Source organism: Kitasatospora sp. YST-16, assembly GCF_026802215.1.
GTDB classification, from domain to species: domain Bacteria; phylum Actinomycetota; class Actinomycetes; order Streptomycetales; family Streptomycetaceae; genus Kitasatospora; species Kitasatospora cineracea.
Genome location: NZ_CP113837.1, coordinates 173,532 through 186,752 on the forward strand (window position 1 = coordinate 173,532; position 13,221 = coordinate 186,752).

Consider the following 13,221-nt stretch of genomic DNA (forward strand, 5'->3'; position numbering starts at 1 on the left):
CACCCGCTCTCTCCCCTCCCGCTACCGCTGGGGTTCCACCACCTCGAACACCCCGTCCGTCCCGGTCACCTCGAGCAGCCGCACCACCTGGCCGCTCGGCGCGCCGAGCCGGAACGCGATGCCCGCCTCGATCGCCGCCCGCCGGGCCTTGATCAGCTCGTTGAGGCCGGACGACGAACAGAAGCCCAGCCGCGAACAGTCCACCACCAGGGTGCGCGGCGCCGGCCGTCCCCGGAGCGCCTCGCGCAGCGCCCGGGCCAGCTCGGGGGCGGTGTCCAGGTCGGCCTCGCCGGTCACCTCGACGACGCGGCTGCCGTCCGGACCCGGCCGGTGGGTGACCCGCAGTCCCGTCACCGTCTTCCTGCGCATGACCGTGCTCTCCTCCCGCCGTCCGTCCCCGTCCGTCCCCGCCGGGCCTTCGCCGCGCGCGGGCCGAGCCCTCTCCGCACACGGGCCGGGTCCTCGCCGGGTCCTCACCGGATCCCTGTCGGATCCCTGCCGAGTGCTTCGGCGAACGTCCCGAGGGGGTTCCCCTCCGACCGTCGCCGAGCCGGCGCCGCCCGCGCAGCACGGGGAACGAAATCTTCCGGCCGCCGCCGTCCCGGGAGCGAAACACCGGCCGCGGCGGGCGGCCGGGGCGGCGCGGCAGGTTCCCCCGGGCGCCGTCGCCACGTACCCTCGGGCGCCGGAGGAGGCGGCGGCCCGCCGGACGGGGCCGCCGGACAACAGCATGCCGATGGAGACACTTCGCTTCGACAGCCGCAGCGTCGACGCCACCGAGGAGTTCCTGTCCACCGCCTACACGCCGATGCGGATCGGCGGGCCGGTCGAGGACGCCCGGGTGCGGATCAGCCGCCACGCCGTGGAACGGCTCAGCGTGGACCGCCTCAGCTTCGGCTACGACATGGCCTTCGACGCGCACGGCCTGCCCGGCGTCTGCCTGATCAGCATGCACAGCGGCACCCTGGTCGACCGCACCGGCGGCCGCGAACAGGTCTACGGTCCGGGCGACACCTTCCTGCTCGCCCCGCCCGGCACCCCGTACCGGGGCGAGGTCCGCTCCGCCCGCTACACCATCGCCATGTTCGACCCGGCCCTGCTGACCGGGCTCGACCCCTCCGGCACCGGAGCGCCGGTCCGCTTCACCGGCACCCGCCCGCTCACCCCGGCGGCCGGGCGCGCCCTCGGCTCGGCCGTCGCCCACCTGCGCGACCACGTCCTCGGCGACGCGTCCCAGCCGCCCGCCGGGCTGCTGGTCTCGACCGCCGCCCAGCACCTCGCCGCGATGACCCTGGCCGCCCTCCCGCACAGCGCCCGCACCGACCCGGTCCGCGCCGACCGCACCGACGCGACCCCCGCCACCCTGCGCCGCGCCCTCGCCTGGATCGACGCCCACGCCGACCGGGACGTCACCCTCGCCGACATCGCCCGCGCCGCGTGCGTCACCCCCCGCGCCCTCCAGTACGCCTTCCGCCGCCACCTCGGCACCACCCCCCTCGCCCACCTCCGCCACGTCCGGCTGCAGGCCGCCCACCGCGACCTGCTCGCCGCCGCCCCCACCACCGCCACCGTCACCGACATCGCCATGCGCTGGGGCTTCGCCCACCCCGGCCACTTCGCCGCCCACTACCGCACGGCCTTCCACACCGCCCCGCACACCACCCTCCGCCGCACCGACCACCCGGCCGGTTGACCGTCCACTCGCTCGGCAGACAGCCGAACTGACGCGCTGTCAGCTCTCGCCCTCCCGGCGGACCCGGATCGCCGCCTCCTCGGCCGACTGTCCGGGCCGCGGCGACCGGTCCTCCGTCCCGGAGGGCTGTTCGCCGGTCTCCGGGCGTTCTGCGGCGAGGCGTTGGTCCAGGGACTCGCCGCGGGCCTGTTCGTCCCCCGTCACCCCGAAGGACTCGGCCGCGGCGGGACGGTCGCCGGGGACGGGCGGGCGCTGCGGGTCGGCGGCGCGGTCGGCGGTGGGTGAGCCGTCCGCGAGGTCGGGGAGGCCCTCGTCCTCGGGCGCCGCCGCCGGGTCGGGCGGGCGGGCCCGTTCGGGGTCGAGGGCGGCGGGCGCGTCCTCGACCGCGTCCGGGCGGACCGGGCGGGACGGGGCCCGCGGCGGGCCGGGCGGGTCGAGTTCCCGGGTGACACCACCGGTGCCGTTACCGTCGCCGTCGCCGGTGCCGCCGTCGGTGCCGTTACCGTCGCCGGTGTCATCACCGTCGCCGTCGCCGGGCCGTTCGTCCGGCAGGGTGCCCGGTACCGGGCCTTCGGCGATCTCGGGCTGCTGTTCGTCGCTGCCCGCCACGTTCGCCGTGCCGCCCTTGCCGATCGGCGCGGGGCCGCGTTCCGTCCCGTCGCCGCCGACCTCCCGCTCGGCGTCCGGTTGCCGCCCTCCGGTCTCCGCGGGGCCGATCGCCCCGCCCATGTCGTGCAGTGGACGTTCCTGCCGTCGCATCCTCGGGTCCTCCCGTCGGGTCGCGGCCGCCGCCGGGCGGCCGACCGGCACGTGCGGCCGAGGGAGTGGCCACACGTGTGGCCGCGCGTGTGCCCGGTGCCCGCCGGTCGGAAACGGGGCGGGCCGGTGTTTCGCTCCGGCCGGGCCGGAAAGCCGCGCCATCGAGAAGTCGGCCGTCCATCCCCGGGAGACCGCCATGCCCGCCGCGTCCCACCGCCCCTGCACGCCGCCCGTCCCGCACGTGCTGCGCGCCTACGCGCTGCTCGCCGACGGCCACCGGGGCGCCCTGCTCGGCCCGGACGGCGTGCTCGGCTGGCTGTGCGTGCCGCGCTGGGACAGCGACGCGGTGCTGTCCGCGCTGATCGGCGGCCCGGGCTGGTACGGCGTCACCCCGACCGGGGCGTACGTGCCGGGCGGCCGGTACGAGGACGGCGGGCTGGTGTACCGCAGCCGGTGGGTCACCCGGGGCGGGGTGGTCGAGTGCCGCGAGGCGCTGGCCCGCCCGGCGGGCCCGCACCGCGCGGTGCTGCTGCGCCGCGTGGTGGCGGTGGACGGGCCCGCCGAACTGGAGGTGTCGCTGCACCTCGCCGCCGGTTTCGGCACCGCCGGCGCCACCGCCACCGCCCGGGACGGGGCGGGGCGCTGGACGCTGCGCACCGGCCCGCTGCACGGGCGGCTGACCGGCCTGCCGGACGCCCGGCCCGGCCGCTGCGGCGGGCTGCACGCCGTGCTGCGCCTGCCCGCGGGCGCCCGGCACGACCTGGTGCTGGAACTCGGCGACCGCCCGCCCGCCGCCCCGCCGGACCCGGACCGCGCCTGGCGGGACACCGAGGCCGCCTGGGCGGCGGACGTCCCGGGCCCGGACGAACTGGCGGGGCTGCCGGGGCGCCGCGACGTCCGGCACGCGTACGCCGTCCTGACCGGCCTGACCGGGCCGGACGGCGGCAGCGTCGCCGCGGCCACCACCAGCCTGCCCGAACGCGCCGAGCAGGGCCGCAACTACGACTACCGGTACGTGTGGATCCGCGACCAGGCGTACCTCGGCCAGGCCCTCGCCGCCCGCGGGCCGCACCCGCTGCTGGCCGGCTCGGCCCGCTTCGTCACCGCCCGGCTGCTCACCGACGGGCCGGACCTGGCCCCCGCGTACACCCTGGACGGCGGGCCCGTCCCGGACCTGCACCGGCTCGAACTGCCCGGCTACCCGGGCGGGTTCGACGTGGCGGGCAACCTGGTGAACCGGCAGTTCCAGCTCGACGGGTTCGGCGAGGCCCTGCTGCTGCTGGCGGCCGCCGCCCGGCACGACCAGCTGGACGCCGACGGGCGGCGGGCCGCCGTGGTCGCGGCCGAGGCGATCGCCGCCCGGCACCGCGAACCCGACTGCGGCATCTGGGAGATCCACCCCGACCACTGGACGCACAGCCGCCTCACCTGCGCGGCCGGCCTGCGCGCCGCCGCCGACACCCTGCGCCGCCCCGACTGGCTGCCGCTCGCCGAACGCCTCACCGCCGCCGCGCTCGCCGAGTCCCTGCACCCGAGCGGGCGCTGGCAGCGCTCCCCGGACGACCCGGCGGTCGACGCCGCCCTGCTGCTGCCCGCCCTGCGCGGCGCCGTCCCCGCCCACGCCCGCCCCACCCGGGCCACCCTCGCGGCGGTGCTCGCCGACCTCGCCGACGACCACCACTGCTACCGCTTCCGCCACCGCCCCGGCCCGCTCGCCGAGGCCGAGGGCGCCTTCCTGCTCTGCGGGTTCCTGGTCTCGCTGGCCCAACTCCAGCAGGGCCGCCTCCCCGAGGCCCTGCGCTGGTACGAACGCAACCGCGCCGCCTGCGGCCCGGCCGGCCTGTACGCCGAGGAGTACGACATCGCCCAGCGCCAACTGCGCGGCAACCTGCCGCAGGCCTTCGTCCACGCCCTGCTCCTGGAGACCGCCACCCGCCTCGCCCAGGCCGGCTGAACCCGCGCCGACTGAACCCGAGCCGGCTGAACCCGCGCCGACTGAACCCGAGCCGACTGAACCCGAGCCGACTGAACCCGAGCCCGATCGATCCTGCCGGGCCGTACGGCCCGGGCGGGCGCTCCAGCACCACGCGGCCGCACCGAGGGTCGTCCGCCGTGCCCAGCCGCTGACTTGACCGCCCGTCAACCCTCCCCCTCCCCGCCCCTCCCCGCCCCCTCCCCGAGACCCCGCCACCGAAAAATTCTCCCTCCTTGACAAAAAAATTTGTCGGTACCATCCTGGAGGGGTGTTGGACGTCGCTGTGATCGAAGAACCCGCAGCCGCCGAGGCCTCGCTGGATCCGATGCGGGCCCGGCTGCTGGCCGCGCTGGCCGAGCCGGGCTCGGCCGCCATGCTGGCGGCCCGGCTCGGGCTGCCCCGGCAGAAGGTCAACTACCACCTGAAGGAGCTGGAGCGGCACGGCCTGGTCGAGCTGGCCGAGGAGCGCCGCAAGGGGAGCGTGACGGAGCGGGTGTACCGGGCCACCGCGGCCTCGTACGTGATCTCGCCGGCGGCGCTGGCGGCGGTCAGTCCGGATCCGTCCCGCTCGCCGGACCAGCTCTCCGCGCGCTGGCTGCTGGCGCTCGGCGCCCGGATGGTGCAGGAGGTCGGGTCGCTGCTGACGGGCGCGGCCCGGGCCCGGCAGCGGGTGGCTTCGTTCGGGATCGACGCCCGGGTCCGGTTCGCCTCGGCGGCCGACCGGGCGGCGTTCGCCGCCGAGCTCTCGCAGGCGGTCACCGCCCTGGTGTCCCGCTACCACGACGAGTCCGCCCCGCAGGGCCGCGTCCACCGGGTGGTGGTCGGCCTGCACCAGATCCCCGACGCCGCCCCGGCGGATTCCCCCTCCCCCACCGGAACCCCTTCCCCCCAGGAGAGTTGAGACCGTGCCGCACCCCTTCGAGCTGGAATTCGAGCTGGCGCTGCCGGCCGACCCGGAGCAGGTCTGGGAGGCGATCGCCACCGGCCCGGGCATCGACTCCTGGTTCATGGGCCGCAACGAGGTCGACCCCCGGGTCGGCGGGACGGCCGCGATGGAGACCGGCGGCCACCGGGAGACCTCGACCGTCACCGCGTACGAGCCGGGCAAGCGCTTCGCCACCCGCACCGAGCCGGGCCCGGACGGCCGCTTCATGGCCTTCGAGTACCTGGTCGAGGGCCGCGACGGCGGCAGCACCGTGCTGCGGGTGGTGCACAGCGGCATGCTCGGCGACGACTGGGCGGACGAGTACGACGCGCTGCGCAGCGGCTGGCCGTTCCACCTGCACACGCTGCGCGAGTACCTGGCGCACTTCGCGGGCCGCACCGCCGTCCCGGTGTTCGCCGTGCAGCCGACGGCCGACCGCCCCGCCGGCGTGGTCCGGGCCGCGCTGACCGCCGCCCTCGGCCTGCCCGCCGACCCGCCGGCCGGCACCCGGGTGCACGCCGAACCGGCCGGACTGCCGCCGCTGGACGGCGAGTTGGTGTGGTCGGACGGCGAGCGCTTCGAGGTCCGCACCGCCGACGGCCTGTACGCCTTCCTGCACCCGCCGGGCGTGCTGCTGCTCTTCCACCACCTGTTCGCCGAACCGGCCCCCGACCCGGCCGCCGCCGGGGCGGCCTGGCAGCACTGGCTCTCCGCCCTGCTCCCCGCCTGACCCCGCCCGCCCTCCCCGATCCCTTCCTCCCCGATCCCTTCCTCCCCTCTCGCACAAGAACGAGGTACCACCGATGCGCACCCTGATCAGCACCGCCTTCGTCTCCCTGGACGGCGTGATGGAGGCCCCCGGCGGCGAGCCGGGCTACCGCAACTCCGGCTGGACGTTCAAGGACGTCGAGTTCGTCCCGGAGGCGTTCGAGATCAAGGGCCGGGAGCAGGAGCAGGCCGCGGCGATGCTGCTGGGCCGGGCCAGCTACCAGGCGTTCAGCCCGGTGTGGCCGGGCATGGCGGAGTTCGCCCACTACAAGGAGCTGCCGAAGTACGTGGTGTCGACCACCCTCGCCCCGGACGCCCTGGTCTCCGACTGGGGCCCGACCAGCATCCTGCGCTCGGTGGACGAGGTCGCCGCCCTGAAGGAGACCGAGGGCGGCCCGATCATCGTCCACGGCAGCGCCCGCCTGAACCACGCCCTCTCCGACGCGGGCCTGGTCGACCGCTACCACCTGCTGGTCTTCCCGCTGCTGCTGGGCGCGGGCAAGCGGCTGTTCAGCGACACCGACAAGGACGCCCAGAAGCTGGAGCTGGTCGAGTTCGCCACGTACTCCAACGGCGTCCAGAAGAACGTCTTCGACGTGGTCCGCTGACCCCGGCACTCCGCTGTCCCCGGCCCGCTCGAAGGCGGCGGCGCGCGGTCAGGCGCCGGGTGCCGGGGCGTGCTCGTCGACGCGGGCCCGGGCCCAGGTGAGGAACTCCCGGACCTGGGGGGCGGGTAGGGGCAGTGCGGCGGTGCGGGGGCGTTCGAAGCTGTGGACCGCGGCTTCGAGCAGGGGGCGGAAGTGCTCTTCGGTGGCGGCGAGTTGCCGGGCCGCTTCGCGTTTGGCGAGCCAGCGCCCGGTGCGGCAGTAGACCACGGAGCGACAGCCGTTGAGGACCCGGTTGTCGGCGAGGTGGCCCTCGCCGTCGCCGTGTTCGCGCACCGAGGCCCGGATCGCGGCGTGCAGGTCGGCCGGCCCGGGCGTGGCGATCAGCTCGGCCGCGGGCGGGCCGTACAGCGCGATGCCGGCCTGGTGGGCCACGGAGCGGTCGATGGCGTACCAGAACGACGGTCGCCCGTCCGGGCCGAAGGCGGCCCGGACCGGCAGGTGGGCGCCGGTGTTGAGGTCCAGCAGGTAGCCGGCCTCCCCGGACGGGAGGCGGGCGAAGTCCGCGGCGTAGACGACCAGTTCCAGCCCCGCCGCCGGGCAGGGCAGCCGCCGGTGGTCGAGGGCGTCGGCCAGTTCCCGCAGGACCGCGGCCGGCGGCGGTCCCTGCACGAGGACCGTGACGTCGACGTCGCTGCGGCCGTGCCGGTAGTCGCCGAGCGCGAGGGAGCCGACCGCGACCACCCCGGTCAGCCCGGGGCCGCAGACCGCGCGCGTGCGGCGCACCAGCTCCGCCAGGTAGGGCCGCACCTCGGCGGGAACGGTACGGAACGGCTCGGTCTCTGCACCCATCCGGCCAGTATGGAGCGGCTCGGCGGCGCCGTGAACGGCCGCACCGGACTGTTGGACCTTCCGCACGGTCCCGCCGGGCCTGTGCGGTCAGGCGTTCCCCGTGTCGGAGTTTTGTCCGTTTTGTTGATGTTTGCCGTTCTCGACCTGGCACAGTGGGGTGGCCCCTCCCCTCCGAGCGGATCGAGGTTCCCGATGGCCGCGAGCCCCACGGCCGCCCCCTCCCCCGCGCCCGTGCCGCCGGGCGTCCCGTCCGTGCCGGGGCGGGTGGGGGTGGGCCGTTCGGTCGGGGTGCTGCTGGCGGCGGCCGCGGTGTTCTACGTGGTGTCGCCGGTGCTGCAGGGGGCGGCGCTGCCCGCGGTGCGGGTCCGGTTCGGGCTGAGCGAGCAGCAGGTGGTGGGGATGAAGGTGGGCGGCGGCGCGCTGATGGTGCTGTCGCTGTTCGCGGCGGGCCGGGCGGGCGACGTCCGGGGGCGGCGCCGAGTGCTGGCCTGGTCGCTGGGGGTGCTGGTGGCGGGGCTGGCCGTCGAGGCGGTGGCGTTCTCGGACTGGTCGTACCTGCTGGGCCGGGCGGTGGTGCTGGTCGGGGTGTCGGCGTCCTTCGCGGGGTGCCTGGCCTCGGTGGCGGCGCTGAACCCCCCGGGCCGGATGCCGCAGGTGCTGGGCGGCTGGCTGGCGGTGATGTCGGCGGCGTTCTTCGGCGCGGCGAACCTGATCCCGCGCGCCCCGTCGATGCCGGGCCTGCGGGTGAGCGCGGCCCTGGGCGCGCTGGTCGCGCTGGGGCTGCTGGTGCTGGCGCTGCGGCGGCTGCCGGAGGCGGGCGATCCGCCGGTGCCGCTGGACCGGGTGTTCCTGGCCGCGCTGGCGGTGGCCCTGGCGGGGGCGGTGACGGCGCTGCAGGTGGGCCCGGTGTGGGGCTGGTCGGACCCGCGGACGCTGGCCCTGCTGGCACTGCTGCCGGCCGCCGCCGCGGTGACGGCGCGGCGCTGGCGGCTGCGCCCGTTCCCGGTGCCGCCGCGGATCGCCTCGATGGCGCTGGCGACGGGCGTGGCGGTGGGCTTCACCCAGCTCGCGCTGCTGCTGGCGCTGCCGGTGCTGACGGCGGCCTCGGGCCTGGGCGCGGCGCCGACCGCGCTGATGGTCTCGGCGTACGGGGCGGGCGGGGCGGCGGGCTGCCTGCTGGTGCGGGAGCGGCGGGTCTCGCCGGTGACGGGCTGCTCGCTGGGGCTGCCGCTGGCGGTGATCGGGCTGGCGCTGTGCCACGTGCTGCCGATGCGCGGGGCGGCGGGGATGCTGCTGGGCACGCTGTCGGCGCTGCTGACGGGGGTGGGCGTGATGATGGCGCAGGTGCCGCAGATGGCGTGGTTCCTGTCGGCGCTGCCGCGCGGCCGGCTGGGGACGGCGGCGGCGTTCCACCCGGTGTCGGTGCTGCTGGGGACGGCGGCGGCGCAGTCGCTGCCCGCCACGTCGGCGGTGAGCCTGGGGGCGAGCGGGCGGCAGGCGGAGAACCTGCTGTGGGTGGCGGCGGCGGTGGTCGCGGTGGGTGCGCTGATCGCGGGGCTGCCGGTGGTGGTGCTGGGGGTGGTCGGGGCGGCGGCCGCGGAGTGGCTGCTGGTGCGGGTGCTGGCGGGGGCGGAGCTGGCGCAGCGTCCGCTGGCGCAGGGCGCGGCGCTGGCGGTGGGGGTGGTGACGGGGCTGGCGGTGTGGGGGCGGCGGCAGCGCAGCGAGCGGCTGGCGGCGAGCCGGGCCAGCGCGTCGGCGTTGCAGGCGGCGGTGCTGCACCCGATCCCGGAGCGGCTGGGCGGCCTGCGGCTGGCCTCCCGCTACCAGCCGGCCACGGCGGGCACGGGCATCGGCGGGGACTTCCTGGAGGCGGTGCAGACCCCGCACGGCACCCGGCTGCTGATCGGCGACGTCCGCGGCAAGGGCCTGCAGGCCGTCCAGACCGTCACCGACCTGCTGGGCTGCTTCCGCTCCCAGGCGCACGAGACCGCGGACCTCGGCGAGCTCGCGGCCCGGCTGGACCGGCACACGGCGCGCAGCGCGGCGGCCCGCGACGACCAGGAGCTGTTCGCCACCGCGCTGCTGCTCCAGCACCGGGCCGCGGACGGGTACGTGGAGGTGGTGAACTGCGGGCACCTGGCGCCGCTGGCGCTGGGCCCGGCGGGGGTGCGGGAGGTGGCGGCGCCGGCGCTGCTGCCGCTGGGCTTCGGCGCGCTGGGCGGCGACGTGCCGGTGCCCGGGCGGGTGCCGCTGCCCGCCGGGGTGGCGCTGCTGCTGTACACCGACGGCCTGACCGAGGCCCGCAACGCGTCCCGGGAGTTCTACCCGGCCGCCGAGCGCCTCTCGGCCTTCGGGGCGGGCGGCCCGGCCGCGGTGCTGTCCTTCCTGGAACGGGACGTCCGGGACTGGAGCCACCACCTGGCGGACGACATCGCGCTGATCGCCCTCACCCCGGAGTGAGCGGCCTGCCCGGGGCAGCCGCTCCCCCGGATGCCCCCGGATGCCGCCGGATGCCCCTGGATGCCGCCGCCGACCGGGCCTCCCACCAGCACACTTGCCCACGCCCATCACCCCATGGAGTGTATTGATCACGTTCTGCGGCCGAACCCGGTAAGCGGACCGCCCCGCCCCACTCCTCTCCTTCGAACCGGCCACGAGCCGACCCCGCGTCCGCAAGCCGCCCCCGCGGCGGCGCCCGCACCCGCACTCGTACTCGCACCCGAAGGAGACCGGTCCCATGACCGTCGTACCGCTCGACCCCGCCTCGCCCGCCTCGCACGCCGTCGGCATCGACTTCGACCAGACGCTGGTCGCGCACGACGACGGCTGGCAGGACGGCCGGATCTACGGCAAGCCCGTCCCGGGGGCGATCGAGTCGCTGCACGCGCTGAAGAAGGTCCGGTCGGTGTTCATCATGACCGCCCGGCCGCGCCGCTTCCACGCCGCCGTGGCGGGCTGGCTGCGCGAGCACTCCGGCCTGGAGACGCTGGTCGACGAGGACCCGGAGCGCGCCTACTGGCAGGGCGACTGCCTGCTGGTGACCAACAAGAAGCTGGGCGCCGCGGTCTACATCGACGACCGGGCGATCCGCTTCACCGGCGACTGGACCGCCACCCTCACCCAGGCCCACCACGCGATCGGCCTCCCCGCCGCCGCCACCGATCCCGCCACCGTCACCCGCCCCGCCGCCGCCACCACCGACCGCCCAGCGCGCACCACACCGGCCGACCTGGCCCGCCACTTCCCCGACCGCTGCTGACGCTCCCCCGCGCCGGCCGCCCCTGCGCCGGCCGCCGCTGACACGCCGCCGCCGGACCTGCCGCCACCGCGGCGGGTCCGGCACACTGCTGGCAGACCGTCAGGACCCGTCCAGGAGGAGCGCCGTGTCCGCACCGAAGGCCGCCGCGGCCGGCACCGGCGACGCCGACCCGCTGGCGCTCGCCCTGTACGGGCTGACGGTGGTCAGCGGGCTGATCGACGCCGTCAGCTACCTCGGGCTCGGGCACGTCTTCGCCGCCAACATGACCGGCAACGTGGTCGTCGTCGGCTTCGCCCTGGCCGGGGCGCCCGGCTTCTCCGTCCTCGGGTCGATCACCTCGCTCGCCGCGTTCCTGCTCGGCGCGGCCCTCGGCGGCCGCCTCACCGCCGGGCGGCTGCGCCCCGCCCTGGTCGCGGAGACGGCGCTGCACCTGGCCGCGGCGGCCGTGGTGTTCGGCGCCGGCACCGGCGGGGACGTCCAGTACCCGGTGATCGCCCTGCTCGCCCTGGCCATGGGCCTGCGCAACGCGACGGTCCGCAGCCTGGGCGTCCCCGACCTCACCACCACCGTCCTGACCATGACCCTCACCGGCCTCGCCGCCGAACCCCGCTCCCCCCGCCGCCGACGACGCCTGCTCGCCGCCCTCGCCATGCTGGCCGGTGTCGTCCCCGGCTCGGCCCTCGTCCTCCACGGCCAGGCCACTTGGGCCCTGCTCGCCTCCGCCGCCCTCACCGCCGCCACCTGGTCCCTCTACCGCGAACCGGCCGCCCCTCACCCCGCCTGACCCGCACCGCCCCGAGCGGCCGCAACACCACTGCCCCGCCCATTACCTGACGGTTCGTCATTCCTCCAACCGAGCGGCACGATCCGGCCATGCTTCCGGCCAAGAGGTCCAGACCATTGACCCGCGACGGCCGGGCCCAGCACGATCGTTCGCGCCGGGACGGGCCCGAGTCCCCCGGCACGGCCGCCCCGCCCTCTTCGCCGCGGCCCGCCACCGACGTTCCCAGGAGTTCCGATGACCTTCCGCCGCGCCGCCCGAGCCCTCGCCGTCACCGCCCTCACCGGCGGCCTCGCCCTCGGCCTGGCCGGCACCGCCTCCGCCGCTCCCGCCACCAACCTGAGCGGCATGGGCTGCCCCAGCAGCTACTACAACAACTACGGCGACGGCCAGTTCCAGCAGTTCCGCACCTCCACCTACATCGCGGGCAACGGCATGCGGCACGGCGTCTACGACATCTACTTCGTCAACTGGTCCGGCACCCGCTACCAGGGCAGCGCCGACTACATGTGCTGACCCCGGCACCGGCGGGGAGCCCGGCAGCGCCCCCTCCACGCCGAGCGGCACCCCGTCCACGCCGAGCGGCGCCTCCGTACGCCCCCGGCCCGCCTCCAGCGCCGCGCCAGCCGCTCTCCGGCCGCCCTCCGGGCCCGACGGGCCGCCGCCCCGCCGCCGGCGCGGCTCCCGCCCTGGTCAGGGCCGGTCAACCGCCTCCCGGCGGCCGGCCCGGGAGCGAGGGTATTCGCACCATCGCCCCGGAGTGGCTGCGATTATCGTCACTCCGACACCGGTATCCGAACGATTTCGGCCGTGATCGCCCGGTTGATCATGTTTTCCTCCTGGTGCCGGGATGTCCAGGGGATGGCCCGGGCGCGACCCGGGGTGGACGGGGGACGTAGTCTGCGGGCATGACTGACGCCGCGCACCTCACTCCCCAGGCCGCCTTCGAGATGCTGCTTGCGGGCAACGGCAGGTTCGTCGCCGGTTCCCCGCACCACCCCAACCAGGACGCCGCCCGCCGCGCCCAGACCGCGCCGTCCCAGGCGCCGTTCGCGGTGCTGTTCGGCTGCTCCGACTCCCGCCTCGCCGCCGAGATCATCTTCGACCAGGGCCTCGGCGACCTGTTCGTGGTCCGCACCGCGGGCCACGTGCTGGGCCCGGAGGTGCTCGGCAGCATCGAGTACGGCGTGAGCCTGCTCGGCACCCCGCTGGTGATCGTGCTGGGCCACGACTCCTGCGGCGCGGTCGGCGCCACCCGGGAGGCCGTCGCCGCGGGCTCCAGCGGCGAGGGCTTCGTCCGCGACGTCATCGAGCGGGTCACCCCCAGCGTGCTGGCCGCCAACGCCGCCGGCTACACCGACAACTCCGACTTCATCGACGAGCACATACGGCACACCGTCGCCCTCCTGCTGGACCGTTCGCACGCCCTGGCCGCCGCGGTCGCCGCGGGCACCACCGCCGTGGTCGGCCTCTCCTACCGCCTGGTCGACGGCACCGCCCACCTGGTCACCACCCGCGGCCTCGACCTCTCCGCCCCCGCCGCCGCCTGACCGGCTCCCGTCCCGTCCGCCCAGCGGCCCGCCGACTCCCGTCGGCGGGCCGCT

General features: G+C 76.5%; 13 protein-coding genes. 10 read left to right on the top strand and 3 right to left on the bottom strand.

The features are described from left to right. Positions 1-21 precede the first annotated feature (21 nt). Positions 22-369 (bottom strand): STAS domain-containing protein, encoded by a 348-nt coding sequence (locus tag OU787_RS00865; RefSeq protein ID WP_268658170.1) that lies wholly within the window; start codon positions 367-369, stop codon positions 22-24. 367 nt (positions 370-736) lie between these two features. Here OU787_RS00865 and OU787_RS00870 point away from each other — a divergent pair, with 367 nt between their 5' ends. Then, the gene (locus tag OU787_RS00870; RefSeq protein WP_268658171.1) at positions 737-1,693 is read left to right on the top strand and encodes a helix-turn-helix transcriptional regulator; all 957 of its coding nucleotides are present in this window, start codon (positions 737-739) and stop codon (positions 1,691-1,693) included. Between the two features lie 39 nt (positions 1,694-1,732). On the opposite strand, the gene OU787_RS00875 is transcribed toward OU787_RS00870, so the two are convergent. Next, positions 1,733-2,452 carry a hypothetical protein gene (locus OU787_RS00875; protein ID WP_268658172.1) on the bottom strand — a complete coding sequence of 240 codons (720 nt, stop codon included), beginning with the start codon at positions 2,450-2,452 and terminating at the stop codon, positions 1,733-1,735. A 196-nt stretch (positions 2,453-2,648) separates the two neighbouring features. Between OU787_RS00875 and OU787_RS00880 the strand changes: the two genes are divergently transcribed. The 4 genes from OU787_RS00880 (at position 2,649) to OU787_RS00895 (ending at position 6,728) form a co-directional block, all read left to right on the top strand. Beyond that, a complete protein-coding gene (locus tag OU787_RS00880) occupies positions 2,649-4,406 on the top strand; it encodes a glycoside hydrolase family 15 protein (protein WP_268658173.1) in 1,758 nt (585 codons plus the stop codon). Between the two features lie 289 nt (positions 4,407-4,695). Further along, a complete protein-coding gene (locus OU787_RS00885; RefSeq protein WP_268658174.1) occupies positions 4,696-5,328 on the top strand; it encodes an ArsR/SmtB family transcription factor in 633 nt (210 codons plus the stop codon). A 4-nt stretch (positions 5,329-5,332) separates the two neighbouring features. Further along, positions 5,333-6,082 (top strand): SRPBCC family protein, encoded by a 750-nt coding sequence (locus OU787_RS00890; protein ID WP_268658175.1) that lies wholly within the window; start codon positions 5,333-5,335, stop codon positions 6,080-6,082. Positions 6,083-6,155: 73 nt separating this feature from the next. Beyond that, the gene (locus OU787_RS00895; protein WP_268658176.1) at positions 6,156-6,728 is read left to right on the top strand and encodes a dihydrofolate reductase family protein; all 573 of its coding nucleotides are present in this window, start codon (positions 6,156-6,158) and stop codon (positions 6,726-6,728) included. A gap of 48 nt (positions 6,729-6,776) precedes the next feature. Here the strand turns inward: OU787_RS00895 and OU787_RS00900 are convergent, their stop codons facing one another. Continuing rightward, the gene (locus OU787_RS00900) at positions 6,777-7,577 is read right to left on the bottom strand and encodes an aminoglycoside adenylyltransferase domain-containing protein (RefSeq protein WP_268658177.1); all 801 of its coding nucleotides are present in this window, start codon (positions 7,575-7,577) and stop codon (positions 6,777-6,779) included. A 192-nt stretch (positions 7,578-7,769) separates the two neighbouring features. Here OU787_RS00900 and OU787_RS00905 point away from each other — a divergent pair, with 192 nt between their 5' ends. The 5 genes from OU787_RS00905 to OU787_RS00925 all read left to right on the top strand — a co-directional run bounded on the left by OU787_RS00905 (position 7,770) and on the right by OU787_RS00925 (position 13,167). Next, positions 7,770-10,037 (top strand): SpoIIE family protein phosphatase, encoded by a 2,268-nt coding sequence (locus OU787_RS00905; protein ID WP_268658178.1) that lies wholly within the window; start codon positions 7,770-7,772, stop codon positions 10,035-10,037. A gap of 277 nt (positions 10,038-10,314) precedes the next feature. Continuing rightward, positions 10,315-10,836, top strand: coding sequence for a hypothetical protein (locus OU787_RS00910; RefSeq protein ID WP_268658179.1), 522 nt, complete (start codon positions 10,315-10,317; stop codon positions 10,834-10,836). A gap of 124 nt (positions 10,837-10,960) precedes the next feature. Then, positions 10,961-11,620: a YoaK family protein gene (locus OU787_RS00915; protein WP_442788395.1), complete on the top strand. Its 660-nt coding sequence runs from the start codon at positions 10,961-10,963 to the stop codon at positions 11,618-11,620. Between the two features lie 234 nt (positions 11,621-11,854). Next, positions 11,855-12,133 carry a hypothetical protein gene (locus OU787_RS00920; RefSeq protein ID WP_030462582.1) on the top strand — a complete coding sequence of 93 codons (279 nt, stop codon included), beginning with the start codon at positions 11,855-11,857 and terminating at the stop codon, positions 12,131-12,133. Between the two features lie 392 nt (positions 12,134-12,525). Beyond that, positions 12,526-13,167: a carbonic anhydrase gene (locus tag OU787_RS00925; RefSeq protein WP_268658180.1), complete on the top strand. Its 642-nt coding sequence runs from the start codon at positions 12,526-12,528 to the stop codon at positions 13,165-13,167. Positions 13,168-13,221 lie beyond the last annotated feature (54 nt).